Below are 25,983 nucleotides of genomic sequence, written 5' to 3'. Positions count from 1 at the left end.
GGAGAAGAATGGAAAAAGTAAAATTACCATTATTAAATGATGAAGGATATTATGAAATAAGAATAGAAAGCATAGGTGGTTTAGGAGCTAACCTTTGCGGAAAAATGTTAGGAGAACTGGCACTAAAGTTTTTGGGACTTAATAGTGCCGGTTTTTCAAGTTATGGCTCAGAAAAAACAGGTACTCCTGTAAAGGCATATGTAAGATATTGCAGAAAGGATATGGAAATCAGGCTAAATTCACCGGTTAAAAGACCTCATATGCTCTGCATATTCCATGAGGCATTAATGCAAAATTCTGAGATTTTTAACGGATGTAGTAATGATACGGTTATTGTAATTAATTCTGACATAGCACCTGAAAATATAATTAATTCCTACCTTAAGGCAAATGAAATATCCGGGGCAAGACTGGTATGTGTTCCGGCACTTTCCATAGCCATGGAAACCAAATCGAGAATTAACGTTGTAATGTTAGGTGCCATGGCAAAAGCAAGCGGTTTTATTCCCATGGAGTGCGTTAATAAAATATGCAGTGAAGTATTAGGGGCAAAGTACCCTGATGTGCTGGAAAATAATTTGCAGGGAATATATAGAGGATATAATGAAGCCATCCAATGTAATATTCCTAATTATAAGATTACCTCAAATTCAAAAGAAAATGGCAATTCTAAAGGATATGAAAACATGCTTACAGGGGGAGTAAATTTAAGTATGGGAAGCACCATAACTAATGATTTGTCCCCATCCAGGCAAGGGTATATTCCGGTGTTTATAAAGGAGAGATGCATTAATTGCGGAATGTGCGATGTAACCTGCCCTGATATGGTTTTTCAGTTTGAAAAAGAAACTTATAAGGGGAAGGAAATGATGGTGAATAAAGGACTTGATTATTTTCATTGTAAAGGCTGTTTAAGGTGCGTGGAAATATGCCCTACCCAGGCTTTAATAAAGGAAAAAGAGAAAGATTATAGTGTGAAGCCGTGGTTTATTCCCAACATAGAACTTAAGGAAACACCGGATTGTTATGAAAAGACAGGTGCCGACGGATATATTACATCGGAGGCTTTTTTAGATGAAAAAAGAATAGAAGGGGGAGAAGTTTAAGATATGAAGGAACAGGTGGAAAAATATTTATCAGGAAATGAAGCTGCAGCGTTGGCAGTGAAACAAATAGGGTATGACATAATGGGTTATTACCCAATTACTCCTTCTACTCAAATTGCAGAAAATCTGGATTTAATGGGGGCTAAGGGAGAAGTTGACATAACTATGATTCCGGCAGAAGGAGAGCATAGTGCAGCAGGAATATGTTACGGAGCATCGGCAGCAGGGGCAAGGGCTTTTAATGCCACAAGTGCCAATGGACTTTTGTATGCCCTAGAGCAGTTTCCGGTGCAATCAGGTACAAGGTATCCCATGGTAATGAATGTGGCGTGTCGTACGGTTTCGGGGCCTTTATCCATTAAGGGAGACCATAGCGACATTATGTTTATGCTAAATACCGGGTGGATTATTCTATTTGCCCATAGTGTGCAGCAGGTTTACGATTTTAACATTATTGCCACTAAATTAGGGGAAAGTGTCAGCCTGCCGGTGGTAGTGGCATATGACGGCTTTTTTACCAGCCATCAGAAAAAACGAAGCTATAGCTTCAAATCAGATGAAGACGTAAAGAATTTTGTGGGAAAAAAGAAGGAAAAACATGATTTATTAGACCTTGAAAATCCCATAACCATTGGTTCATACATGAATGAGCCTGATTTAATAAATAACAGATTTCAGTTGTATGAGGCAGTGACCTTAGCAGGAAAGAGACTTGATGAAATATTTAAAAGCTATGAAAATTTATCACAACGACATTATGAAATGGTGGAGGAGTATAAGGTAAAGGATGCTGAAATTGTTATGATACTGTTAGGCTCTGCCTTTGACACAGTTACAGTGGCAGTTGATAAATTAAGAAAAGAGGGAATAAAAGCAGGCGTCATTACCCTTAATGTAATCCGCCCCTTTCCCATTGATGAGGTTGTTAAAAGGGTTAAAGATAAATGTAAAATACTTGTGGCAGACAGACAGGACAGTTATGGGGCTAATGGGGGAAATCTATCCTTAGAAGTTAGGGCGGCATTTCAAAGAAAAAAGAAAAATGTGGAAATTAAATCAGTGGTATATGGCTTAGGTGGTATTGACTTTGACGTATCTGATGGAAGATGGCTTTTGGAGCAATATGATAATCTCCCTGATTTTAGTTATTATGGTGTAACAAAAGGCGGCAAAGAAAAAGTACAGGGTAATCTTCTTAAAAAGATAGATAAAGAAAGAACAATGTTAGGAATTACGGAAGTAAAAAATACCGGAGAGGGTTTAATGGTAAAGGGGGGACAGATTAATGCCACAACGGCAATGCCTGATAGAATTGCACCGGGACATGGAGCCTGTCCGGGGTGTGGAATATTAGTAAATTTAAATCTTCTTCTTAGGGCAATTGAAGACCCGGTGGTGCTTTTGTTTCAGACAGGCTGTGGAATGATTATAACTACTGCATATCCTAAAACATCTTTCAGGGTTCCCTATATTCATAATCTTTTTCAAAACGGGGCTGCCACTATGAGCGGGATAGTAGAAGCCTGTAAAAGAAGACAGGAGAAAGGGGAAATACCTAAAGGAGACATTGTTTTTATAATGGTAACCGGCGATGGAGGCATGGATATAGGTATGGGGTCAGCCCTTGGAACAGCCTTAAGAGGTCATAACATGATTATATTTGAGTATGATAACGGAGGATATATGAATACCGGCTACCAGCTGTCTTATTCTACTCCTAAAGGGGCAAAAAGTGCTACATCCCATGTGGGTTCCCTTCAATACGGAAAGACATTTTTTAATAAGGATATGCCGGAAATAATGGCAGCGGCTAATATTCCTTACGTGGCAACGGTGGCAGAGTGCAATCCTAAGGATTTTATTACTAAGGCTGCAAAGGCGGCGTATTATGCCAAAAATCAGGGAATGGCATATATAAAGGCACTATCAGCCTGTCCTCTCAATTGGAATGACAACCCTGCCACGGAAAGGGCGGTTATAGAAGCAGCAGTGAATTGTGGATATTTTCCATTATATGAAGTGGAGAAGGGAATTACAAAACTTAATTATAATCATGAAAACAGCAACAAAAAAATGCCTGTAAAACAGTGGTTTTCCATGATGGGAAGAACCAGACATTTAGTAAAAGAGGAATATAGTAGTGTAGTTGAGGAAATTCAAAAAGAAATTGATGAAAGGTTTAGAAAACTAAAGGAAAAATCAGTTTCCATAAACATAAAAATGTGATACACTAAAGTCTGATAAAAAACCAAAAGAGGAATATTATGGATATTTATTACTTTAATATTACACCTTTAAGAAATAAATTTATCTTTGAAAGGAATTTAAGTAAGGTAAGTAAGAAACGTCAGGAGAAAATTGCCAGACTTAAAAGAAACGATGACAAATTAAGGTGTTTAGGAGCAGGGCTTCTAATTGAATTTATAAAAGAAAAGTATAATATAAATGACGAAATAGTAATTGATAAATTTGGAAAACCTCATTTTTTGAGAACTAAGGATTCTTTTAATATTTCACATTCAGGAAATTATGTGGTTATAGCAGTTTCAAGGTTTAATATTGGAATTGATATTCAGAGAATGGAAAAAAACAATCAGCTAGTGGCTGAGCGGAATTTTCACCAAAATGAATGTACCTATATAAATGAGGGAGAAGATGAAAATGTTAAAACCCAGAGGTTTTATGAGGTTTGGACAGTTAAGGAAGCATATTTGAAAAATGTAGGTATAGGTCTTAGAAAACCTCTTAATTCTTTTGAAGTAAATTTTGCCGAAGGAAAGGCAAAGATTATGGATAATCCGGGATATGAGATTTTACAGATGAAATTAGATGAAAGATATATTATGTCTGTTTGTGCAGATATAAGGGATAAGGAACTTAATATAGAAGAAGTTGCATTTTAAAAAAGTTTTCACTTTAATTTACATTAAGGTGAAAACTTTTTGTATAATGGGAAACTCCCATATAGATTTTATATTCTTTAATTCTCCCAGCGACCGGAGGCTCCACATGGAAGCACCAATCCGTTAGATGTTACATTAAGTCCGATTTCTTCGGCAGTAACGTGACCACCAAATTTTTTTACAATGGCTGTATTAATCATATAACTTAAAACTGCCGGCTGTAATCCGGTGGTATATGAATTTATAAGGAAGAAAAGAGGGTCATCACTTAAAATGTTAGTACACAGTTCAATAAATGGGAAAATATTCTCCTCTATTTTCCATGTTTCTCCTTTAGGGCCTCTTCCGTAGGAAGGAGGGTCCATAATAATGGCATCGTATTTGTTCCCACGTCTTATTTCACGTTCCACAAACTTTACACAGTCATCTACTAACCATCTTACAGGACGGTCTGCTAAATTAGACGAAACAGCATTTTCCTTCGCCCAGGTTACCATACCCTTTGATGCATCTACGTGAGTAACCATGGCACCGGCTTCAAGGGCTGCCAAAGTGGCACCACCTGTGTAGGCAAAAAGATTTAAAACCTTAACCGGTCTGTTGGCGTTTTTTATTTTTTCAGAGAACCAGTCCCAGTTAGTTGCCTGCTCTGGAAAAAGCCCTGTATGCTTAAAACTAAAAGGCTTAAGGTTAAATGTAAGGTTCTTATAATTAATAGTCCACTGCTCAGGTAAATCAAAGAAATCCCATTGACCGCCACCTTTGTTGCTGCGGTGATAATGTCCGTTTAATTTTTTCCATCTATAATCTTTCTTAGGAGTATTCCAGATAACCTGAGGGTCAGGTCTTAACAAAATGTAATCTCCCCAACGCTCAAGCTTCTCTCCTGAAGAAGTATCAATAACTTCATAATCTTTCCAATTATCTGCTATCCACATAACGTATTTCCTCTTATTATAATAGTAGGTTTAAATCAACCGGATATATATTAACATAATAATGATATGGGTGTCAAAAGTAAATTTGTTGCCCATTGAGGCAATGGAATTGGAAGAATCAAAATGACTTTGTCATACAGGGATAATTCAATTTTCCTGCGAATGGATTTGACGATTAATTGACACTTACAATTGCTGAAAAGGATAATTGCTCAAAAAAGTGTGAATTTGAGTTTAGCGTTATTGGATATTGTTATGAAATGATTAATAATGGTGGAATAGCAGCATTAGGATTATCAACTGAAAAACAGCAGGATATGAAATATTTTCTAAATTCGTTATGCTACTATAATACTTACGCAAATAAATACTTCCAAAATCATCAATATATAAAAGATAATGAAACAAATAAATGATGTATAACAAACGAGGTTTTTTACAGACCGTTAATACGAGGAATAGACAGTTTAAAAAAGCTAAAAAAGTTTTGGTCTGACTTCCGTTAGACTAAAATTAAATTTATACAGTCTAAGATAAGAAGTGCGCGAACCTCAATTCCGCTTCGCTGAAATTCGGTTGGGGATTACGCAAGGTATGCTCCTGTTTTTTACAGTTGTAAAAAGGGAAAAGTCCTACAACCAGTGTAAATATGCTGTTTGTAGGACTTTATTTATATCAAAGTATGTGGCTGTTTTTGTTTCTTTCGGGTTAAATGTAAAATTTTTCTGATATTTTTTTGAGAAAAAAGTATACTTTCTAAAAAATAGGGTGCTAGAATTAAAATTTAAATGTGTTAAATTAAGATAGAATATTGAAATGTATACTCTAGAGAGGAATGCAACAAAAAAGAAAGGAAAATAAAAAATGATAAGTAGGAAAATAAAAACGTTCAGTCTGATTCTGGCAGTGCTGATGGTGGTCACTCTGATTGTACCCAAAGCAGATTTTACTGAAAGGCCATCTGTTTCAGAAACAGAACTGAAAGAATTTGCTGTTAGTGACAAAGATTTAAAAGAAATTGTTGTCGCAGCAAAAAAAGATGGCAGTAAAGCAGCAGCCAGAGTAAATGAACTAAATGGAAATGATTTTGAGGTGGCAGTGAACAAAATACTCACGGAATATTATAAAGACGGAGATACAGACTGTTGTAAGGCATTTGAAGAAAATGTAAATGCAAAAGCTGCAGGTATTATAAAGGGATATAAAGAAGCTGCCAAAGAGAGAAAGAATGCAGACAAACTTTCTTATGAGGCAGGGACATCCATTTTAACTTTTGGTGCGGACATTTCAAAACAGAAAATTAAAGACATTGTTGCTGATCAGTACGGAGAATGTGAGTATATATATAAATGTACGGATGGAACATATATTGTTAAAGTAAAAAACTCTTTGGGTCTTACAGTGGACAAGGCAGTTGATGCTTATGGAGCCTATGATGAAACAATGCAGGTTGCAAGAAATGATAAGGTTGAGCAGATTTCGGAAGCATATGAATTGGTGAATGATACATATGCGGCAAACCAGTATTATTTAAGAACGATGAAGGTGGTAGATGCATGGCAGTATATCCGAGGCGTCAACCATTCAAAGGTCAAAGTGGCAGTAATAGATGGTGGCGCAGATTTAAATAGTGCAGACCTTCAGGCAAGTTCAAGTTTGTCGGCAGAAATTTTGAGTGATGGTAGTTATATTCCGTTAAGACAAAGTACATCTATGTACAATAATAATCACGGCACTGCTGTAGCAGGTGTTCTTGCGGGAACCGCAAATAATGGAACGCAGATTGCAGGAGTCGCAAGCTGTATTAATAATGATGTTGCTGAATTAATTAACGTTAAAATTGAGATGTATGTGGATAAGATTGCAGTGGGGCTTGATTATGCCAGACAGGTAGGAGCAAAGGTTGCCAATCTCAGCCTCGCCCATGAGGGGGCAAACGATGTAGAAGAGGCTGCAATTAATAACTTTGTTGCAGCAGGTGGAACAGTTGTAGCCGGTGCAGGAAACAATGGATCTGACGTTGCAACGTATCCATCGGATTATGCAAACACGATTTCCGTAATATCTGTTGATGAGAGTTATAATATTGCAGCAACCAGTAACCGGGGATGGAATAAGGATATCTGTGCACCGGGGGTAGCAATATATGCACCGAATATAACAGGCTCAGGTTCAGATACCATTGTTGCAGGAGGAACCTCCTTTGCGTCTCCTATGGTGTCGGCTATTGTAACGATGATGTACAGCGTGAACGCAGGGTTAAATAGTAATACCGTAAAAAATATTCTTATTAATACTGCCAAAGACTTAGGAGACTCCGGCAGAGATTATACATATGCCTATGGATTTGCAAATGCTTATGCAGCAGTAGTATCCGCAGCAGGTGGTACTGTAGAAGAAACAACAACCACGGTATCATCTGACACTCCTTCAGGATATACCACTGCAGGAGCAAATTGGACAAATTTGAATTATTGGTCTGTATACTTTGCATCAGATTGGGGTGGTAATCCGACAGGAAGCTATAAAGATGGTGGTTCCTACAACGACTTTGGAGTTTATGTTAACAAATATAGTGGAGCTGAGTGGGGAGTTCAGATGAAGACTCAGATACTTAGCACAACAATAGGAAAAACATACACATGTAAAGTATCTGCAACATTTAATTCGGATATGACAGATACAATTACATTTAAGGATGAGGGGACGCAGACAGCAAAAAAATATACACTTGTGAATGGAACTAATGATTTTGAGATTGATTTCACACCGACAGCAGATAATACGCAAATATTTATAGATTTAGGAAAAGTACCTGCGGGTGGAAATTTTGTAATCACAAGCTTTTCCCTTGAAGAAAAGGAAGAGACGACAACAAAAGTATTTGATGCTTTTGGTATTATAGAGGCTGAACAGTTTACTTCCAACCAGGGAGGGGTAGTGGATACAAATAGCAGTGCCAGCGGTGGACATAATATTGGAGGTGTTTCAAATGGAGTATATATGACGTATGAAAATGTTAACTTTAATGAAAATGCAAGTGCAATAGAATTTTGTTATTCCAGTCCAACAGGAACAGCTCTTGGAAATGCCGAGATATATGTGGATGATTTTGATAATAAAGTTGGAACAATTGTTCTTACCAATAATGCTTCGTGGTGGCAGGAATACGGAAATGTTACTGCAAATCTTGACAGCGAAATATCTGCGGGAAGCCATATAGTATATGTAAAATACGTTACTACCGGTGATTGCTATTATGTGGCAAATGTTGATTATTTTAAGTTTATAAAAGAATCGGATATTGTAACAGAGGAACCAACAACAGAAGAGCCAACAACAGAAAAAATGACGGCGCAGGAAGAAACAACAAAGACTATAAATACAATAAACGGTGGAATAGAAATAAACGGATATCAGATAAGTGCCACAACAAAGGGTATGCGCGTGGTTTATTCTGTGGATAGTGAAATTAATGGAAAAGAAGTTGTAAGTTCAGGACTGATATATTCTCTGGCAGATTATGTGGATGCATCGGAACTGTATGTAGGAAGTTCAAGTTATTATGTACGCAGTTATGAAAGTACATCTGCGGGCAAGTCAGATAGAGTGTTTTCGGATTCGGATATTGCTACAAGTTATGCAATGACAATGAAATTTGCTGCAGGTACAGCTCCAGAGTATAGTGATATATGGAGAATCCGTGCATATGCAAAACTATCCGATGGAACTTATGTATATACAAATTCATATACATATACGATTTATGATGTGGCTGATATATTATATCAGGGATGTAAGATGAATTCAAAAGAGCATCATGAATACTTATATAATGATATTTTATCAGTAGTGAACAAGGAGTATAAGACAAAAGATTACGACTGGAGCAGTACAGTTGTGAAAGGATAAGTGTTGATTTTTATATGGCATCTCTCTAAGATTTAGAGGGATGCTAATCTTTCATATTTTTTTATGGAAAAAAATTGGAATAGGGGTTGATTTTTGAAACAGTGTATGCTAAACTGTTCCTTGCTGTGACATTGATAGCGTAGAAGCGAGAGGTTGCTGCACCAGATGCAGGTTTTCCGTGGAGCGAATGTCAAGTTAGAAAACTGGCGACAAGTCACTGTACAAAAATCAGTCCACCGAGGTAGTGGAAACACCGTGTTTATGGTCCTTTGATTTGGGACACACACGGAAAGGTTGTACGGTCACCGCTTGTCGTGCTAAATAGTACGAAAAGGAGGCGGCTTTTTTTATGGCACAAGTAATGAGAATTACACTTAAGGCTTACGATCACAAATTAGTAGATCAGTCAGCAAAGAAAATTGTTGAAACTGCAAAGAAAACAGGAACTGAAGTGAGTGGTCCTGTACCTCTTCCAACAAAGAAGGAAGTAGTTACAATTCTTAGAGCTGTACACAAGTACAAAGACTCTAGAGAGCAGTTTGAACAGAGAACTCACAAGAGACTTATCGATATCGTAGCTCCAAACCAGAAGGCAGTTGAAGCTTTATCAAGATTAGAAATGCCAGCAGGTGTGTACATCGATATTAAGATGAAGAACGACAAATAATTTTAGAGAGTTATCCTTGAAGGTTTATATAGTAACTAATAGTTACGGAAACTGTTCTAGGATGATCGCGGTAAGCGATCCGCTGTAGATTAACAGGAGGTAATTAAAATGAAGAAAGCTATTTTAGCTACAAAAGTTGGTATGACTCAGATATTCAACGAGAATGGTGAATTAGTACCTGTGACTGTTCTTCAGGCAGGACCATGTGTTGTTACTCAGGTAAAAACAGTGGAAAATGACGGATACAGTGCGGTACAGGTTGGATTCCAGGATATCAGAGAAAAGCTTGTTAACAAACCTGTTAAAGGTATGTTTGACAAGGCAGGAGTTTCTTACAAGAGATATGTAAGAGAATTCAAACTTGAAGGAGAATACGCAGTTAAAGATGAAATCAAGGCTGACGTATTTGAAGCAGGAGATAAGGTTGACGCTACTGCAATTGCAAAGGGAAAAGGCTTCCAGGGCGCAATCAAGAGACACGGACAGTCAAGAGGACCTATGGCTCATGGTTCTAAATACCACAGACATGCAGGTTCAAACGGTTCATGTTCAACTCCTAGTAAGGTGTTTAAGGGCAAGAAGATGCCTGGTCACATGGGTGGCAAGAAAGTTACAACACAGAACCTTGAAATCGTTCGTGTTGACGCAGAAAAGAATTTACTCTTAGTTAAAGGTGCTATACCGGGACCTAAGAAAGCTTTAGTAACAATTAAAGAATCAGTTAAAGCCGGTAAGTAGTATTTGAAAGGAGGAACACACAGATGGCAACAGTATCTGTTTTAAATATGGAAGGAAGCGAAGTTGGAACAATAGAACTTAGCGATGCAGTATTTGGTGTTGAAGTTAATGAAAACTTAGTACATCAGGCAGTATTGAACCAGCTCGCAAATAACCGTCAGGGTACACAGAAAGCTAAAACCCGTTCAGAGGTTAGCGGTGGCGGAAGAAAGCCATGGAGACAGAAAGGAACAGGTCATGCAAGACAGGGTTCAACAAGATCTCCACAGTGGACAGGTGGCGGAGTTGTATTTGCTCCAACGCCTAGAGATTATTCATTTAAGATGAATAAGAAAGAAAAGAGAATTGCTCTTAAGTCAGCATTGACATCAAGAGTTAACGAAGGAAAATTAATCGTAGTTGACGAGCTTAAGCTTGAAGCTCCAAAGACAAAAGAATTTGCAAAGGTTATGGCTAACTTAAAAGCTAACAAAGCTTTAGTAGTATTAAGCGAGAACGATGCAAATGTTGTAAAGTCAGCTAAGAACATCCCTACAGTAAAGACAGCTTTAACAAATACTATTAATGTATACGACATCCTTAAGTACGATACAGTAGTTGTTGAAAAAGCAGCTGTAGAAACAATTGAGGAGGTGTACGCATAATGGCAGACCTTAAGTATTATGACGTTATACTCGCTCCTGTAATTACAGAGAAGAGTATGAACGCTATGTCAGAAAAGAAATACACATTCTACGTTCACACAGACGCAACAAAGGTTCAGGTTAAGGAAGCAGTTGAAAAAATGTTCGAAGGAGCAAAGGTTGCTAAGGTTAACACAATGAACTTAGACGGTAAGAACCGTAGAAGAGGATATGTTACAGGAAAGACAGCAAAGAGAAAGAAAGCTATTGTTCAGTTAACGGAAGATAGCGCTGATATTGAAATCTTTGCAGGACTGTAAGATAAAAGTGAAAAGGAGACTTATCACTTGGGCAGATAAATAATCTGTCGTAATGTTAAACGCAATAGAAGCGTGATAATAAATCTAGTTTGATTTTGAAAGGAGAAATAAAATGGGAATTAAGACATTTAACCCATATACACCTTCAAGAAGAGCTATGACCATGCTTGATAACGTTGAGATTACAAAGGCTACTCCAGAGAAGTCTTTAACAAAATCTCTTAAGAAAACAGCTGGTCGTAACAATCAGGGTAAAATAACAGTTAGACACCACGGTGGTGGATCTAGAAGAAAATACAGAATCATCGATTTTAAGAGAAATAAAGTTGATGTTCCGGCAACAGTTAAGAGTATCGAGTACGATCCAAACAGAACAGCTAATATTGCATTAATTAGCTATGCTGATGGAGAAAAGGCTTATATCCTTGCTCCAAGCGGATTAAAGGTTGGCGACGTACTTATGAACGGTGAAAATGCTGATGTTAAAGTTGGTAACTGCTTACCATTATCAGCTATCCCGGTTGGTACAGAAATTCATAACATTGAGTTATATCCTGGAAAGGGCGGACAGTTAGTACGTGCTGCTGGAAACGTAGCTCAGTTAATGGCTAAAGAAGGAAAGTATGCTACACTTAGACTTCCTTCAGGAGAAATGAGAATGGTTCCTATCGTTTGCCGTGCAACAATCGGTACAGTTGGAAACATTGAACACGGTCTTGTAAACATTGGTAAAGCAGGACGTAAGCGTAATATGGGTATCAGACCTACAGTTCGTGGCTCTGTTATGAACCCTAATGACCATCCACACGGTGGTGGTGAAGGACGTGCACCAGTTGGTCGTCCGGGCCCATGTACACCTTGGGGCAAACCGGCTCTTGGTTTGAAGACTCGTAAAAAGAATAAGAAGTCTAACAAGATGATCGTTAGAAGACGTGACGGAAAGAACATGAAATAGGAGGTAGAAACTAATGGCTAGATCATTAAAAAAAGGCCCATTTGCGGATGAGAGCTTATTAAAGAAAATTGATGCTATGAACGAATCAGGCGACAAGTCAGTTGTTAAGACTTGGTCAAGACGTTCAACAATTTTCCCACAGATGGTTGGACACACAATCGCTGTCCATGATGGTAGAAAGCATGTTCCTGTATATGTTACAGAAGATATGGTTGGACATAAACTTGGTGAATTTGTTTCTACTAGAACTTACAGAGGACATGGAAAAGATGAAAAGAAGGGTAAGAAATAATACCCTTTAGAATTTGAAAGGAGGTCTCATCTATGGCAAAAGGACATAGATCCCAGATAAAGAGAGAAAGAAATGCTAATAAAGATACAAGACCATCAGCAAAATTATCTTACGCTAGAGTGTCTGTACAGAAAGCATGCTTCGTATTAGATGCCATCAGAGGAAAGGATGTTCAGAGTGCTATCGGTATTCTCACATACAATCCAAGATACGCATCAAGTGTAATTTTAAAATTATTAAATTCAGCAATTGCAAATGCTGAAAACAACAATAACATGGATGTTAGTAAACTTTACATTGCAGAATGCTATGCAAATTCAGCACCTACAATGAAGAGAATTAAACCTAGAGCACAGGGTAGAGCTTATAGAATATTAAAGAGAAACAGCCACATTACAGTAGTGCTTGATGAGAGATAAGATAGGAGGCAAAGTATGGGACAGAAAGTTAATCCACATGGATTAAGAGTCGGAGTTATTAAAGACTGGGACTCAAAGTGGTATGCAGAAGCAGATTTTGCAGATAACTTAATCGAAGATTATAACATCAGAACATACCTTAAGAAGAAATTATACAACACAGGTGTTTCTAAGATTGAAATCGAAAGATCATCTGATAGAGTAAGAGTTAATGTTTATACAGCTAAGCCTGGTCTCGTAATCGGTAAGGGCGGTGCTGAAATTGAAAAAGTAAAAGCTGAAGTTCAGAAAATGACAGGAAAGAAGTTATTTATGGACGTTAAGGACGTTAAGAGACCTGACAAAGATGCTCAGTTAGTAGCTGAAAACATTGCTACACAGTTAGAAAACCGTGTATCATTCAGAAGAGCTATGAAGTCAGCAATGTCCAGAACAATGAAGAGCGGTGCGTTAGGAATCAAGACATCTGTTTCAGGTCGTCTTGGTGGAGCTGATATGGCTCGTACTGAGTTTTATAGCGAAGGTACTATTCCACTTCAGACATTACGTGCTGATATCGACTATGGTTTCGCGGAAGCTGATACAACTTACGGAAAAGTAGGTGTAAAGGTTTGGATTTACAACGGCGAAATACTTCCAACTAAAGAAGGGAGCGATAAATAATGTTAATGCCAAAAAGAGTTAAACATAGAAAACAGTTCCGTGGTTCTATGAGAGGAAAGGCAACTAGAGGAAACAAGATTTCATATGGTGAATACGGTATCGTAGCAATGGAACCGGGCTGGATTAAGTCAAATCAGATTGAAGCAGCCAGAATCGCAATGACACGTTACGTAAAGCGTGGTGGTAAAGTTTGGATTAAGATTTTCCCAGATAAGCCGGTAACAGCAACACCAGCTGAAACTCGAATGGGTAAAGGTAAAGGTGCACTTGAATATTGGGTAGCAGTAGTTAAGCCGGGCAGAGTAATGTTTGAAATTGCCGGTGTTCCGGAAGAAACAGCAAGAGAAGCATTACGTCTTGCAACACACAAACTTCCAATTAAATGCAAGGTTGTATCTCGTGAAGATTTAGAAGGCGGTGATAACAGTGAAAATTAAGGATTATGTAGAAGATTTAAGAGGTAAATCAGCTGCAGATTTACAAGAGGAATTAGTAGCTGCTAAGAAGGAACTTTTCAATTTAAGATTCCAGAACGCAACAAACCAGTTAGATAACACAAGCAGAATTAAAGAAGTTAGAAAAAACATTGCCAGAATTCAGACTTTAATAGTTGAAAAGGCAAATGCTGCTGAATAGTTACAGGTTAATCCAATAAGAAAGGAGAATTGTTGTGGAAAGAAATTTAAGAAAGACACGTACAGGAAAAGTTGTCAGCGACAAGATGGATAAGACAATCGTTGTTGCTGTAGAGGATCATGTAAAGCATCCTTTATATAACAAAATCGTTAAGAGAACTTACAAATTAAAGGCTCACGACGAAGAAAACCAGTGCGGTATTGGTGATACAGTAAAAGTTATGGAAACAAGACCACTTTCTAAAGATAAGAGATGGAGACTTGTTGAAATTATTGAAAAGGCTAAATAGGCCTTATATAGAGATAGGAGGAATACAGCATGATTCAACAGGAAAGTAGACTTAAGGTCGCTGATAATACAGGCGCTAAAGAATTACTTACAATCAGAGTAATGGGCGGATCTACTAGAAGATATGCTAATATTGGTGATATCATCGTTGCTACTGTTAAAGATGCAACACCAGGTGGAGTTGTTAAAAAAGGTGACGTTGTTAAAGCTGTAGTAGTTCGTTCTGTTAAGGGCGCTCGTCGTAAAGATGGTTCATACATCAGATTTGACGAAAATGCTGCTGTAATTATAAAAGATGATAAGACCCCAAGAGGAACTCGTATTTTTGGGCCGGTTGCCAGAGAGTTAAGAGACAAACAGTTTATGAAGATTGTTTCTTTGGCACCTGAAGTTTTATAGGAGGTATGCATAATGTCAGCTATGAAGATTAAAAAAGGTGATACAGTTAGAGTTATTGCCGGTAAAGACAAAGGTAAAGAAGGAAAAGTTAGTGCAGTAGACGTTAAGAACGGAACTGTAACAGTCGAAGGTGTCAACATGCATACAAAGCACACAAAACCAAGTGCTCAGAATCAGAATGGTGGCATCATCACACAGGAAGGACCTATTCACATTTCTAACGTTATGCTTGTTGTTAAAGGACAGGTAACAAGAGTTGGATTTAAAGTTGAAGATGGAAAGAAAGTACGTATTGCCAAGAAAAATGGCAGCGTAATCGATTAATTAAGAGAGGAGGTCCGAAAAAGTGAGCAGACTTAAAGAAACTTATTTAAACGAGATTATGGACGCTATGCAGAAAAAGTTCGAATATAAGAACGTAATGCAGATTCCAAAGCTCGATAAGATTGTAATAAACATGGGTGTTGGCGAAGCTAAAGAAAACCATAAAATTTTAGATACAGCTGTTAAGGATCTTGAGACAATTACAGGTCAGAAAGCAGTTATTACAAGAGCTAAAAATTCAGTAGCTAACTTCAAGTTAAGAGAAGGACAGCCAATCGGATGTAAAGTAACTCTTAGAGGAGATAAGATGTACGAATTCTTAGACAGATTAGTAAATCTTGCACTTCCTCGTGTAAGAGACTTTAGAGGTGTTAACCCTAACGCATTTGATGGAAGAGGAAATTATGCACTTGGAATTAAAGAGCAGATTATCTTCCCTGAAATTGAATATGATAAGGTTGATAAGGTTAGAGGTATGGACATTATTTTTGTTACAACAGCTAACACAGATGAAGAAGCTCGTGAATTATTGACATTATTTAATGTGCCATTTGCAAAGTAATTAGGAGGTAGATCCATGGCTAGAACTGCTATGAAAGTTAAACAGCAAAGAAAAGCTAAGTTCTCTACACAGGCTTATAACCGTTGTAGAATCTGTGGTCGTCCACATGCTTATTTAAAGAAATACGGAATCTGCAGAATTTGCTTCCGTGAATTAGCATACAAGGGACAGATCCCAGGCGTAAAGAAAGCAAGCTGGTAAGAGAAAATTTGAAGGAGGAAGTAAACTATGACTATGAGTGATCCAATCGCAGATATGCTTACAAGAATTCGTAATGCAAATACTGCAAAACATGATACTGTAGATGTTCCTGCATCAAAGATGAAATTAGCTATTGCTGACATTCTTTTAAATGAAGGATATATCAAAAAGTATGATATTATAGAAGAAGGAAACTTCAAAACAATCAGAATCACATTGAAATACGGTAAGGACAAAAACGATAAGGTTATTACAGGAATCAAGAAGATTTCAAAACCGGGTCTTCGTGTTTATGCCGGAAAAGATGAATTACCAAGAGTTCTCGGTGGACTTGGAGTAGCTATCATCTCAACAAACAAAGGTGTGATTACAGATAAGGAAGCAAGAAAAGCAAACGTAGGTGGAGAAGTTCTCGCATTCGTTTGGTAAATAAAAATTAGGAGGTAAGGCGAAATGTCACGTATAGGAAGAATGCCTATCGCTGTACCGGCAGGAGTAACTGTTGATATAGCAGAAAATAATAAAGTGACTGTCAAGGGACCAAAGGGAGAACTCTCAAGAGTTTTACCTGAGGCTATGGACATTAAATTAGACGGCGACAATGTCGTTGTAACAAGACCAAATGACTTAAAGAAAAACAAATCTTTACATGGTCTTACAAGAACACTTATTTACAACATGATCATTGGTGTAACAGAGGGTTATACTAAGGTATTAGAAGTAAACGGTGTTGGTTACAGAGCACAGAAGCAGGGAAAGAAGTTAGTTCTTTCACTTGGTTATTCACATCCGGTTGAAATGGAAGATCCTGAAGGAATCGAAACTGTTTTAGACGGACAGAATAAGATCACTGTAAAAGGTATTGATAAAGAAAAAGTTGGCCAGTATGCTGCTGAAATCAGAAGCAAGAGAGCTCCTGAACCATACAAGGGCAAAGGTATCAAATATGAAACAGAAGTTATCAGACGTAAAGTTGGTAAGACTGGTAAGAAATAATTAAAGGAGTGTAGACGATGGTTAGTAAGAAATCTAGAAGCGAAGTTCGCGTTAAGAAACATAACAGACTGCGTAATCATTTAAGTGGAACAACAGAGTGCCCACGTTTAGCAGTTTTTAGAAGTGATAATCATATGTATGCTCAGATTATTGACGATACAGTTGGAAAAACTCTCGTTGCAGCATCTACATTAGAAGCTGACATTAAGAAAGAGTTAGAAAAGACTAATAACGTTGATGCCGCAGCATATGTTGGTAAGGTTATCGGAGAAAGAGCAGTAGAAAAGGGTATTAAGGAAGTTGTTTTCGACAGAGGCGGCTTTATATACCAGGGTAAAGTTCAGGCATTAGCTGATGCAGCTAGAGAAGCTGGACTGGAATTTTAGTTGAGGAGGTAACACACATGAAACGTGAGATAATTGATGCAAGTCAGTTAGAATTAGAAGAGACAGTAGTATCAATCAAACGTGTTACTAAGGTAGTAAAGGGTGGACGTAATATGCGTTTCGCAGCTTTAGTAGTAGTTGGTGATAAACATGGACACGTTGGTGCAGGTTTAGGAAAAGCAGCTGAAATTCCTGAAGCAATTCGTAAAGGTAAAGAAGATGCTATTAAGAACCTTATTACTGTTCCTGTAGATGAGAATAACAGTATTCCATACGATGTTATTGGAAAATTCGGAAGTGCTGAAGTACTTCTTAAGAAAGCTAAGGAAGGTACTGGTGTTATCGCCGGAGGCCCTGCACGTAGTGTTGCAGAACTTGCCGGAATCACAAATATCCGTACAAAGTCTTTAGGTTCAAAGAATAAGCAGAATGTAGTTCTTGCTACAATTGAAGGATTAGCTGCATTAAAGACTCCGGAAGAAGTAGCTTCACTTCGCGGTAAAACTGTAGAAGAGATTTTAGGCTAATAGGAGGAAATGAAAATGGCAGATAAATTAAAAATTACTTTAGTAAAATCAACAATTGGAGCAGTTCCAAAAAACAAGAAGACTGCAGAAGCTTTAGGACTTACAAAGCTTAACAAGACAGTCGAAATGCCTGACAATGCTGCAGTCAGAGGTATGATTCAGAGGGTTAGACATTTAGTTAAAGTTGAAGAAATTTAATCTAATTAGATAAGGAGGTGCGACAATGGATTTATCAAACTTAAAGCCTGCTGAGGGCTCAAAACATAGTGATAATTTCAGAAGAGGCCGTGGACATGGTTCAGGAAATGGCAAGACAGCCGGTAAAGGTCATAAAGGACAGAAAGCACGTTCAGGAAGCCCTAGACCAGGTTTTGAAGGTGGTCAGATGCCATTATACAGAAGAATCCCAAAGAGAGGCTTCACAAATATTAATACAAAGAACATTGTAGGAATTAATGTTACAGCTTTGGAAAGATTTGACAATGATACAGTAGTAACTGTAGAAACATTACTTGAGGCTGGGGTAATCAAAAATCCTAGAGACGGTGTTAAGATACTTGGTAATGGTGAAATCACTAAGAAACTTACAGTAAAAGTTGATGCTTTTAGTGAAGGTGCTAAGTCAAAGATTGAAGCCGCAGGTGGAACTTGTGAGGTGATCTAATATGTTAGAAACCTTAAAGAAAGCATTAAAAGTTAAAGAGATAAGAAAAAGATTACTTTATACATTTCTGATGTTAATAGTTGTAAGATTAGGTAGTCAGATACCTATTCCATTTGTAAACGGTGATGCAATAAAAGATATTATGAGCAATTTCTCAAATGAAAACTTTAGTTTCTTTACTGCCATCACTGGTGGATCAATGGAAAAGATGTCGGTGTTTGCTTTGAGCATTACACCGTACATCACTGCATCTATTATCGTGCAGTTATTAACAATTGCTATTCCAAAACTTGATGAACTTCAGAAAGATGGAGAAGAAGGCAGAAAGAAATTAGCAGAAGTTACACGATATTTAACAGTTGCTCTTGCATTAATCGAGTCAACTGCCATGATTATTGGATTTGCAAATCAGGGAATATTTGATACAGACGCTATTAAGTATGGTGATATGCATGCCATAAGAAAATGGGGAGTAATTGTAACAGGAATTTTGGCAATGACAGCCGGTTCAGCAGTTCTTATGTGGATTGGTGAACAAATCACAGAAAAGGGTGTAGGAAATGGTATTTCTATTGTACTTACAATTAATATCGTTTCAGGTATGCCAAGTGATATTGCCAACTTATTTACAAACTTTGTTGCTAAAGATGGTATATCTCCAGGAATGAGAGGCCTTTCAGCTTTGATTATTATCGGAGTAGTTGTGGGAATTATCGTTCTTGTAGTAATCCTTCAGGGGGCAACACGAAAAATTGCAGTGCAGATGTCACAAAAAGTACAGGGAAGAAGACAGGTTGGCGGACAGCAGTCAAACATACCTCTTAAGGTTAACACTGCCGGAGTTATTCCAATTATCTTCGCATCATCATTATTACAGTTCCCTGTTGTAATTGCTCAGTTCTTCGGAAAAGATCCGGAATGGGCTCATTATCTTAGTCAGTCATATTGGTGTAATCCGGCGAATATGAAATATTCTATAGGATTTGTAGTATATATATTACTTATTATTTTCTTTGCATATTTCTACACATCAATAACATTTAACCCTCGTGAGGTTGCTAAAAACCTTAATGACAGAGGTGGTTTTATACCGGGAATCAGAAGCGGTAAGCCAACAGTTGAATATTTGACACAGATATTAAATTATATAATTTTAATCGGTGCAGTAGGACTCCTTATTGTAGCGGTTATTCCAATCGTTGCTTCAGGTGTAACAGGAGCAAAAGTTGGATTTGGCGGTACATCAATTATCATTATCGTAGGTGTTATTCTTGAAACACTTCAGACTATTAAGTCAATGGTTTCAGAACGCAGTTACAGTACAGTCAGAGGAATATTCTAGAAGATATCAGATAATTTAGGGGACGGCTTATGCTGCCCCCTAAAACTACTATTGTTTATTGTGTGAGGAAAAAAATATGAAAATTATTATGTTAGGCGCACCTGGAGCCGGAAAAGGAACACAGGCAAAGATGATTGCTGAAAAATACAGCATTCCACATATCTCAACAGGAGATATTTTTAGAGCAAATATTAAAAATGGAACAGAATTAGGAAAAAAAGCTAAGTCTTATATGGATAAGGGACAGTTGGTTCCTGATGAATTAACATTAGACTTAATTATGGATAGATTTAAACAGGATGATTGCAAAAACGGATATGTTTTAGACGGATTCCCAAGAACAATTCCACAGGCAGAAGCTCTTGATACAGCATTAAAAGCTAAGGGTGAAAAAGTTGACTTCGCAATAGATGTTGACGTACCGGATGAAAACATTGTAAAGAGAATGGGTGGAAGAAGAGCATGTGTAGGCTGTGGAGCAACATATCATGTAGTATACAGCCCGACAAAGGTTGAAGGTGTGTGCGATAAGTGTGGAGAAGAGCTTATTGTAAGAGATGATGATAAGCCTGAAACAGTATTAAACAGACTTGAAGTATATCACAATCAGACACAGCCACTTATAGATTACTATAATGAACAGGGAATTTTAAAGAGTGTTGATGGAACAGTTGACATGAAGGATGTATTCAATGCAATTGTTGATATTTTAGGAGCATAAAAATGGCAGTTACAATTAAATCAGAAAGAGAAATTGAACTTATGCGTCAGGCCGGCAAATACATTGCCAAGGTTCATGAGGAACTGGCAAAAGAAATAAAGCCGGGCATGAGTACTTATCAAATTGACAAAATTGGAGAAGAGTTAATAAGAAGCTATGGCTGTATTCCAACATGTAAAGGATATGAAGGATTTCCGGCAGCGTTGTGTGTATCAGTAAATGACGAAGTCGTTCATGGAATACCTAGAAAAGATCACTTTGTGGACAATGGCGACATTGTAAGTCTTGATTTTTGCTTAAGCTATAAAGGTTACCAGTCAGATTGTGCAAGAACATTGCCTGTTGGGGAAATAAGTAATGATGCAAAACAATTGTTAGAGGTAACAAAGCAAAGCTTTTTCGAGGGAATTAAGTTTGCAAAAGAGGGATGCCACTTATACGAAATATCAGCAGCTATAAATGATTATGTTGATCAATTCGGATATGGAGTTGTCAGGGATTTGGTAGGTCATGGCATTGGAAGAGAAATGCATGAAGATCCGCAGATTCCGAATTTCAGACAAAGAAGAAGAGGAATGAAGTTACAGGCAGGAATGACACTTTGTATTGAACCTATGATTAATATGGGAAGAGCAGATGTGGCATTTATGGATGATGACTGGACAGTGGTTACAGACGATGGATCATTGGCAGCACATTATGAAAACACGGTTCTTATAACAAAGGGAGAGCCGGAAATATTAACACTGTAAAAGACTATAAAAGTGGAGGAATGAAATCATGTCAAAGGCAGATGTAATTGAAATAGAAGGAACAGTTGTAGAAAAATTGCCAAATGCGATGTTCAGGGTAGAGCTTGAAAACGGACATATAGTGCTCGCACATATCAGCGGTAAGCTTAGAATGAACTATATCAAAATACTCCCTGGAGATAAAGTAACAATAGAAATGTCTCCATATGACCTTTCAAAAGGAAGAATCATATGGCGTGATAAATAAGCTGCGCAATAATAAAATTTGTAAAAGGGTTTGGATGTTTACATACAAACCCTTGCACAAAATTTTATTATTATGGGGCGTATGCCCCGCAGCGAAATGAAGCGAAGCGGAATTGAGCTGGCGCAGCTTATAAGGAAGAGAAGCGAAAGGTCAATGAAGCGAAGCGGAATTGAGTTGGCGTAGCTTAAGAGGAAGAAAGGCTGTAATTGGTGCAGCTTTTTATAGAGTAACTAAAAAATATAATTTTTTTGAAAAAAAGTCCTTGTAATAATTATAATCTTATGATAACATTATATTCGGACTTTTTTGTGGAAGGAGGATTTACTGTGAAAGTTAGATCATCAGTTAAACCAATATGCGAAAAATGCAAAGTCATTAAAAGAAAAGGAATCGTAAGAATTATTTGCGAGAATCCTAAGCACAAACAGCGTCAGGGTTAATTTAATCCGGAAAAGAAGTGAATGATACATATTGTTCACTTATTTGTGCTGTTTATTGTAATGCGGTATTAACCGTATTAATGATGCTATATTTAGAGAGCATCAGGTAGTTTTACTACGAATTTGCGGCTGCAGTAACTATATTTTATATATACGTTACTATGAAATAAAGAAGATATAATTGATTTATATTTTCAGAAAGAATGACTGGTAATTTGCTGAACCGGTTATTCGTTTGAAACTTACAAATATGAATTTTTGGGAGCGTACAACATTTCAGACGTGGAAACACGGGCTACGTATTTTGAAGATTCATACAATTTAACTAATGGAGGTTATTCATATGGCTCGTATTTCAGGTGTTGATTTACCAAGAGAAAAGAGAGTTGAAATTGGATTGACTTATATTTATGGTATCGGTGTTTCAAGTTCAAAGAGAATCTTATCAGAAGCCGGCGTTAATCCTGACACACGTTGTAAGGATTTAACTGACGAAGAAGTTAAGAAAATCAGCGACGTTATCGATGCAAGTCAGACAGTTGAAGGTGATTTAAGAAGAGAAATCGCATTAAACATTAAGAGATTACAGGAAATTGGATGCTATAGAGGTATCCGTCATAGACGTGGACTTCCTGTTCGTGGCCAGAACACAAAGAACAATGCCAGAACAAGAAAAGGTCCTAAGAGAACTGTAGCAAACAAGAAAAAATAGTATAAACCCATAAGGGAGGTTAGTTTAGAAAATGGCTAAGAAAGTTACAAAGAAAGTGACAAAGAAGCGTGTTAAGAAAAACGTTGAACACGGACAGGCACATATACAGGCATCATTTAACAATACAATTGTCACATTGACAGATGCTGAAGGAAATGCTTTATCATGGGCAAGTGCTGGCGGTCTGGGATTTAGAGGTTCAAAGAAATCTACTCCTTATGCAGCTCAGATGGCAGCAGAAACTGCAACAAAGGCAGCTTTAGTACATGGTTTGAAAACAGTAGATGTTATGGTTAAGGGTCCAGGATCAGGTAGAGAGGCAGCTATTCGTGCCCTTGCTACATGCGGTCTTGAAGTTACATCTATTAAGGACGTAACTCCAGTACCACACAATGGATGTCGCCCACCAAAACGTAGAAGAGTCTAATTTAGGAGGGAAAAGATGGCAGTAAATAGAGTTCCTGTTCTTAAAAGATGTAGATCACTTGGTTTAGATCCGATTTATTTAGGAATAGACAAGAAATCAAATAGAAATTTAAACAGATCAAGCAGAAAGATGAGTGAATATGGTCTTCAGCTTAGAGAAAAGCAGAAAGCTAAATTCATTTATGGTGTATTAGAAAAGCCTTTCAGAAATTACTATCAGAAGGCACAGAAGAAACCTGGACAGACAGGTGAAAATCTTATGATCATGCTTGAAACAAGACTTGACAATGTAGTATTCCGTATGGGATTTGCAAGAACAAGAAAAGAAGCAAGACAGATCGTAGATCACAAGCATGTTTTGGTTAATGGAAAGCAGGTAAATATTCCTTCTTACTTAATCAAAGTTGGTGATGTTATTGAAATCAAAGAGAACTGCAAAGGTTCACAGAGATATAAAGATATCATCGAAGTTACTGGTGGAAGAACAGTCCCAGCATGGGTTGAAGTAGACCAGGATAATCTTAAAGGTGAAATCAAGGAACTTCCAAAGAGAGAAGAGATTGATGTACCTGTAGATGAGATGCTTATTGTCGAATTATATTCTAAATAATATATTCATATATTTTATTAAGATTGTTCCCAGTAGGCTTAAGCAATTCCCAATAAAGGAGGGGCTAATTAGTGTTCGATTTTGAGAAACCAAATATTATAGTAGAAAAATCAGATGATGGAAGATATGGTAAGTTTGTAGTTGAACCTCTTGAAAGAGGATATGGTACAACACTTGGTAATGCATTAAGAAGAATTATGCTTTCATCATTACCAGGCTCAGCTGTAAGCCAGATTAAGATTGACGGAGTTCTTCATGAATTCAGTTCAGTACCTGGAGTAAAAGAAGACGTTACGGAAATCGTAATGAACATTAAACAGCTTGAGATTAAAAACAACAGTACAACAGATGAACCGAAGATTGCTCATATTGATGTAACTGGAGACCAGGTCGTAACAGCAGCTGATATCCAGACAGATTCTGATATTGAAATCTTAAACCCGGATTTAGTTATTGCAACACTTAGTGGTGGTGCAGATAGCAAACTTAGTATGGAATTAATCATTACTAAGGGTAGAGGTTATGTAAGTTCAGAGAAAAATAAGAATGATAATCTTCCAATCGGTGTTATCGCTGTAGACTCAATTTACACTCCGGTAGAGAGAGTTAATATGTCAGTTGAAAACACTCGTGTAGGTCAGGTTACAGACTTTGATAAGCTTACATTAGATGTTTATACTAATGGAACATTAGATACTGATGAAGCTGTTAGTTTGGCATCAAAAGTTCTTTGCGAACACTTAAAGTTATTTATTGATCTTTCTGATACTTCAAAGGATATTGAAGTTATAGCAGAACCGGTCGATGATGAAATTGATAAAGTGTTAGAGATGAACATCGATGAATTAGAGTTATCAGTTCGTTCATACAATTGTTTGAAGAGAGCAGGTATCAATACAGTTGAGGAATTAGTAAATAAGACTTCTGATGATATGATGAAGGTAAGAAACCTTGGACGTAAGTCATTAGAAGAAGTACTTGCTAAGTTAAAAGAACTCGGCCTTGCATTGAAACCAGGCGACGAGAACTAATAGACATGAGTTTGTTAGAGGAGGTGCAGGGTATATACATATCCCACCGACGATTTGCCACTATTAAGCAATGGTGACAATACAAAACAGGAGGTAAGAAAATGGCAGGTTATAGAAAACTTGGAAGAACTTCAAGTCAGAGAAAGGCTTTAATAAGAGGTCAGGTTACAAGTCTTTTAAATAACGGCAAAATAGTTACAACTGAAGCAAGAGCTAAAGAAATTAGCAAGGTTGCTGAAGGTCTTATTGCATTAGCTGTAAAAGAAAAAGATAACTTTGATGAAGTTGAAGTTACAGCTAAAGTTGCTCGTAAAGATAAAGATGGCAAGAGAGTTAAAGAAGTAGTTGATGGCAAGAAAGTAACAGTTTACGATGAAGTAAAGAAGACTATCAAGAAAGACCAGCCTTCACGTCTTCATGCTAGACGCCAGATGAACAAGGTTCTTTACACAGTAACAGACAAAACTGGCAAGAAGAATGAAGCAAAGAAAGTTGATTTAACTAAGAAGTTATTTGACGAGATTGCTCCTAAGTACGCAGACCGTAAGGGTGGCTATACAAGAATCGTTAAGATTGGCCAGCGTAAAGGTGATGCTGCTATGGAAGTATTACTTGAATTAGTATAATAGCAATATATTGAGTGTTAAGCTCGCATTAAATAAAACAAACAGTCGATTATGTTATACATAGTTGGCTGTTTATTTTTGTTTAACAGTAAAAATAAACGGCACTATACAAGAGTGGGGGCATGGTTCTTTGAAAACCATGAATATTTGTTATTTTTTGTATTTGACAAAGTTAAAAGAAAAAAACTCTATAGAAATTGTATAGAAAGAACGAGGTGACAGTATTGATGCATTTATTGACAATAAGGCTGCAAAGGAAATAACTATAATAAACAAATCCTCAAAAGATGACACAGGTATAAATAAAATAAGTGTCGAGAGATATGGGGATGAGTATGTTTGTAACGGAAAGACATATAAGTATTTTTATAAAATAACCCATTCAGAAGGAAATGAGATATCCCAGGATTATATTTTAGGAAATGCGATATTAGATGAAAAGGAATATAATAATTACATAGCAAACAGTACACAAGGGGAGAACGCACCACTTATTGTGGCAAGTAATATAGAGAAATAAAGTAAAAGCCTGTTTTATATAGTGCATAAATGAAAAC

38 protein-coding genes are annotated in these 25,983 nt (G+C 37.2%); 37 read left to right on the top strand and 1 reads right to left on the bottom strand.

Annotated elements, in window-relative coordinates:
* Positions 1-8: 8 nt before the first annotated feature.
* Genes Q5O30_RS05670 through Q5O30_RS05660 form a run of 3 tightly spaced genes read left to right on the top strand, consistent with a single transcriptional unit; the run spans position 9 to position 4,009 of the window.
* A complete protein-coding gene (locus tag Q5O30_RS05670; protein ID WP_021952784.1) occupies positions 9-1,106 on the top strand; it encodes a 2-oxoacid:acceptor oxidoreductase family protein in 1,098 nt (365 codons plus the stop codon).
* A gap of 3 nt (positions 1,107-1,109) precedes the next feature.
* Complete coding sequence (locus Q5O30_RS05665) at positions 1,110-3,332, top strand: thiamine pyrophosphate-dependent enzyme (RefSeq protein WP_021952783.1); 2,223 nt, start codon at positions 1,110-1,112, stop codon at positions 3,330-3,332.
* Positions 3,333-3,370: 38 nt separating this feature from the next.
* Positions 3,371-4,009: a 4'-phosphopantetheinyl transferase superfamily protein gene (locus tag Q5O30_RS05660; protein WP_021952782.1), complete on the top strand. Its 639-nt coding sequence runs from the start codon at positions 3,371-3,373 to the stop codon at positions 4,007-4,009.
* A 77-nt stretch (positions 4,010-4,086) separates the two neighbouring features.
* On the opposite strand, the gene Q5O30_RS05655 is transcribed toward Q5O30_RS05660, so the two are convergent.
* Complete coding sequence (locus Q5O30_RS05655; RefSeq protein ID WP_021952781.1) at positions 4,087-4,947, bottom strand: class I SAM-dependent methyltransferase; 861 nt, start codon at positions 4,945-4,947, stop codon at positions 4,087-4,089.
* A 179-nt stretch (positions 4,948-5,126) separates the two neighbouring features.
* Here Q5O30_RS05655 and Q5O30_RS05650 point away from each other — a divergent pair, with 179 nt between their 5' ends.
* The 34 genes from Q5O30_RS05650 to Q5O30_RS05485 all read left to right on the top strand — a co-directional run bounded on the left by Q5O30_RS05650 (position 5,127) and on the right by Q5O30_RS05485 (position 25,426).
* Positions 5,127-5,363 carry a hypothetical protein gene (locus Q5O30_RS05650; protein WP_021952780.1) on the top strand — a complete coding sequence of 79 codons (237 nt, stop codon included), beginning with the start codon at positions 5,127-5,129 and terminating at the stop codon, positions 5,361-5,363.
* A gap of 448 nt (positions 5,364-5,811) precedes the next feature.
* Entirely contained in the window at positions 5,812-8,859 is a 3,048-nt protein-coding gene (locus Q5O30_RS05645; protein ID WP_021952779.1) for a S8 family serine peptidase, read from the top strand.
* Positions 8,860-9,208: 349 nt separating this feature from the next.
* Positions 9,209-9,526, top strand: coding sequence for a 30S ribosomal protein S10 (gene rpsJ / locus Q5O30_RS05640; protein ID WP_021952778.1), 318 nt, complete (start codon positions 9,209-9,211; stop codon positions 9,524-9,526).
* Between the two features lie 108 nt (positions 9,527-9,634).
* Positions 9,635-10,264, top strand: coding sequence for a 50S ribosomal protein L3 (rplC, locus tag Q5O30_RS05635; protein ID WP_021952777.1), 630 nt, complete (start codon positions 9,635-9,637; stop codon positions 10,262-10,264).
* A gap of 23 nt (positions 10,265-10,287) precedes the next feature.
* Positions 10,288-10,908 carry a 50S ribosomal protein L4 gene (gene rplD / locus Q5O30_RS05630; RefSeq protein ID WP_021952776.1) on the top strand — a complete coding sequence of 207 codons (621 nt, stop codon included), beginning with the start codon at positions 10,288-10,290 and terminating at the stop codon, positions 10,906-10,908.
* The gene (gene rplW, locus Q5O30_RS05625) at positions 10,908-11,207 is read left to right on the top strand and encodes a 50S ribosomal protein L23 (RefSeq protein WP_021952775.1); all 300 of its coding nucleotides are present in this window, start codon (positions 10,908-10,910) and stop codon (positions 11,205-11,207) included. The genes rplD and rplW overlap by 1 nt, the downstream gene beginning before the upstream one ends.
* A 112-nt stretch (positions 11,208-11,319) precedes the next feature.
* Positions 11,320-12,162, top strand: a complete 843-nt coding sequence (gene rplB / locus Q5O30_RS05620; protein ID WP_021952774.1) for a 50S ribosomal protein L2 — start codon at positions 11,320-11,322, stop codon at positions 12,160-12,162.
* 13 nt (positions 12,163-12,175) lie between these two features.
* Positions 12,176-12,454 carry a 30S ribosomal protein S19 gene (gene rpsS / locus Q5O30_RS05615; RefSeq protein WP_021952773.1) on the top strand — a complete coding sequence of 93 codons (279 nt, stop codon included), beginning with the start codon at positions 12,176-12,178 and terminating at the stop codon, positions 12,452-12,454.
* A gap of 32 nt (positions 12,455-12,486) precedes the next feature.
* Entirely contained in the window at positions 12,487-12,873 is a 387-nt protein-coding gene (gene rplV / locus Q5O30_RS05610) for a 50S ribosomal protein L22 (protein WP_021952772.1), read from the top strand.
* Positions 12,874-12,888: 15 nt separating this feature from the next.
* On the top strand, positions 12,889-13,536 hold the full coding sequence (gene rpsC, locus Q5O30_RS05605; RefSeq protein WP_021952771.1) for a 30S ribosomal protein S3: 648 nt from the start codon (positions 12,889-12,891) through the stop codon (positions 13,534-13,536).
* Complete coding sequence (gene rplP / locus Q5O30_RS05600) at positions 13,536-13,973, top strand: 50S ribosomal protein L16 (protein ID WP_021952770.1); 438 nt, start codon at positions 13,536-13,538, stop codon at positions 13,971-13,973. Before rpsC ends, rplP begins: the two co-directional genes overlap by 1 nt.
* Positions 13,963-14,172 carry a 50S ribosomal protein L29 gene (rpmC, locus tag Q5O30_RS05595; protein WP_021952769.1) on the top strand — a complete coding sequence of 70 codons (210 nt, stop codon included), beginning with the start codon at positions 13,963-13,965 and terminating at the stop codon, positions 14,170-14,172. Before rplP ends, rpmC begins: the two co-directional genes overlap by 11 nt.
* A gap of 34 nt (positions 14,173-14,206) precedes the next feature.
* Positions 14,207-14,461, top strand: a complete 255-nt coding sequence (gene rpsQ / locus Q5O30_RS05590) for a 30S ribosomal protein S17 (RefSeq protein WP_021952768.1) — start codon at positions 14,207-14,209, stop codon at positions 14,459-14,461.
* A 29-nt stretch (positions 14,462-14,490) separates the two neighbouring features.
* Entirely contained in the window at positions 14,491-14,859 is a 369-nt protein-coding gene (rplN, locus tag Q5O30_RS05585) for a 50S ribosomal protein L14 (RefSeq protein ID WP_021952767.1), read from the top strand.
* Between the two features lie 12 nt (positions 14,860-14,871).
* Positions 14,872-15,183 carry a 50S ribosomal protein L24 gene (gene rplX, locus Q5O30_RS05580; RefSeq protein WP_021952766.1) on the top strand — a complete coding sequence of 104 codons (312 nt, stop codon included), beginning with the start codon at positions 14,872-14,874 and terminating at the stop codon, positions 15,181-15,183.
* A gap of 22 nt (positions 15,184-15,205) precedes the next feature.
* On the top strand, positions 15,206-15,745 hold the full coding sequence (gene rplE, locus Q5O30_RS05575; RefSeq protein WP_021952765.1) for a 50S ribosomal protein L5: 540 nt from the start codon (positions 15,206-15,208) through the stop codon (positions 15,743-15,745).
* Positions 15,746-15,760: 15 nt separating this feature from the next.
* The gene (locus Q5O30_RS05570; protein WP_021952764.1) at positions 15,761-15,946 is read left to right on the top strand and encodes a type Z 30S ribosomal protein S14; all 186 of its coding nucleotides are present in this window, start codon (positions 15,761-15,763) and stop codon (positions 15,944-15,946) included.
* Positions 15,947-15,973: 27 nt separating this feature from the next.
* Positions 15,974-16,375 carry a 30S ribosomal protein S8 gene (rpsH, locus tag Q5O30_RS05565; RefSeq protein WP_021952763.1) on the top strand — a complete coding sequence of 134 codons (402 nt, stop codon included), beginning with the start codon at positions 15,974-15,976 and terminating at the stop codon, positions 16,373-16,375.
* Positions 16,376-16,399: 24 nt separating this feature from the next.
* Positions 16,400-16,942: a 50S ribosomal protein L6 gene (gene rplF, locus Q5O30_RS05560; RefSeq protein WP_021952762.1), complete on the top strand. Its 543-nt coding sequence runs from the start codon at positions 16,400-16,402 to the stop codon at positions 16,940-16,942.
* Positions 16,943-16,959: 17 nt separating this feature from the next.
* A complete protein-coding gene (gene rplR, locus Q5O30_RS05555; RefSeq protein ID WP_021952761.1) occupies positions 16,960-17,328 on the top strand; it encodes a 50S ribosomal protein L18 in 369 nt (122 codons plus the stop codon).
* 17 nt (positions 17,329-17,345) lie between these two features.
* Positions 17,346-17,855, top strand: a complete 510-nt coding sequence (gene rpsE / locus Q5O30_RS05550) for a 30S ribosomal protein S5 (protein ID WP_021952760.1) — start codon at positions 17,346-17,348, stop codon at positions 17,853-17,855.
* Between the two features lie 15 nt (positions 17,856-17,870).
* The gene (gene rpmD / locus Q5O30_RS05545) at positions 17,871-18,053 is read left to right on the top strand and encodes a 50S ribosomal protein L30 (protein WP_021952759.1); all 183 of its coding nucleotides are present in this window, start codon (positions 17,871-17,873) and stop codon (positions 18,051-18,053) included.
* Between the two features lie 25 nt (positions 18,054-18,078).
* On the top strand, positions 18,079-18,519 hold the full coding sequence (gene rplO / locus Q5O30_RS05540; RefSeq protein ID WP_021952758.1) for a 50S ribosomal protein L15: 441 nt from the start codon (positions 18,079-18,081) through the stop codon (positions 18,517-18,519).
* Between the two features lies 1 nt (position 18,520).
* Complete coding sequence (gene secY / locus Q5O30_RS05535) at positions 18,521-19,861, top strand: preprotein translocase subunit SecY (RefSeq protein WP_021952757.1); 1,341 nt, start codon at positions 18,521-18,523, stop codon at positions 19,859-19,861.
* Between the two features lie 76 nt (positions 19,862-19,937).
* Positions 19,938-20,582, top strand: coding sequence for an adenylate kinase (locus tag Q5O30_RS05530; protein WP_021952756.1), 645 nt, complete (start codon positions 19,938-19,940; stop codon positions 20,580-20,582).
* Between the two features lie 2 nt (positions 20,583-20,584).
* On the top strand, positions 20,585-21,334 hold the full coding sequence (gene map / locus Q5O30_RS05525) for a type I methionyl aminopeptidase (RefSeq protein WP_021952755.1): 750 nt from the start codon (positions 20,585-20,587) through the stop codon (positions 21,332-21,334).
* Positions 21,335-21,362: 28 nt separating this feature from the next.
* On the top strand, positions 21,363-21,581 hold the full coding sequence (gene infA, locus Q5O30_RS05520) for a translation initiation factor IF-1 (protein ID WP_005362190.1): 219 nt from the start codon (positions 21,363-21,365) through the stop codon (positions 21,579-21,581).
* A 30-nt stretch (positions 21,582-21,611) separates the two neighbouring features.
* Positions 21,612-21,764, top strand: a complete 153-nt coding sequence (locus Q5O30_RS05515; RefSeq protein ID WP_302674606.1) for a hypothetical protein — start codon at positions 21,612-21,614, stop codon at positions 21,762-21,764.
* 143 nt (positions 21,765-21,907) lie between these two features.
* Positions 21,908-22,021 carry a 50S ribosomal protein L36 gene (gene rpmJ / locus Q5O30_RS05510; protein ID WP_118588738.1) on the top strand — a complete coding sequence of 38 codons (114 nt, stop codon included), beginning with the start codon at positions 21,908-21,910 and terminating at the stop codon, positions 22,019-22,021.
* A 343-nt stretch (positions 22,022-22,364) separates the two neighbouring features.
* Complete coding sequence (gene rpsM, locus Q5O30_RS05505; protein ID WP_021952754.1) at positions 22,365-22,733, top strand: 30S ribosomal protein S13; 369 nt, start codon at positions 22,365-22,367, stop codon at positions 22,731-22,733.
* A gap of 31 nt (positions 22,734-22,764) precedes the next feature.
* Entirely contained in the window at positions 22,765-23,160 is a 396-nt protein-coding gene (gene rpsK, locus Q5O30_RS05500) for a 30S ribosomal protein S11 (RefSeq protein WP_005362186.1), read from the top strand.
* A gap of 15 nt (positions 23,161-23,175) precedes the next feature.
* The gene (gene rpsD / locus Q5O30_RS05495) at positions 23,176-23,769 is read left to right on the top strand and encodes a 30S ribosomal protein S4 (RefSeq protein ID WP_021952753.1); all 594 of its coding nucleotides are present in this window, start codon (positions 23,176-23,178) and stop codon (positions 23,767-23,769) included.
* A 71-nt stretch (positions 23,770-23,840) separates the two neighbouring features.
* Positions 23,841-24,800 carry a DNA-directed RNA polymerase subunit alpha gene (locus Q5O30_RS05490; RefSeq protein WP_021952752.1) on the top strand — a complete coding sequence of 320 codons (960 nt, stop codon included), beginning with the start codon at positions 23,841-23,843 and terminating at the stop codon, positions 24,798-24,800.
* Positions 24,801-24,901: 101 nt separating this feature from the next.
* Complete coding sequence (locus tag Q5O30_RS05485) at positions 24,902-25,426, top strand: bL17 family ribosomal protein (RefSeq protein WP_021952751.1); 525 nt, start codon at positions 24,902-24,904, stop codon at positions 25,424-25,426.
* Positions 25,427-25,983: the final 557 nt, after the last annotated feature.

The sequence above is a fragment of the Eubacterium sp. CAG:161 genome, from assembly GCF_000432355.1.
Taxonomy (GTDB): Bacteria; Bacillota; Clostridia; order Lachnospirales; family Lachnospiraceae; genus Eubacterium_G; species Eubacterium_G segne.
This window is presented reverse-complemented; position numbering and strand designations above follow the sequence as displayed.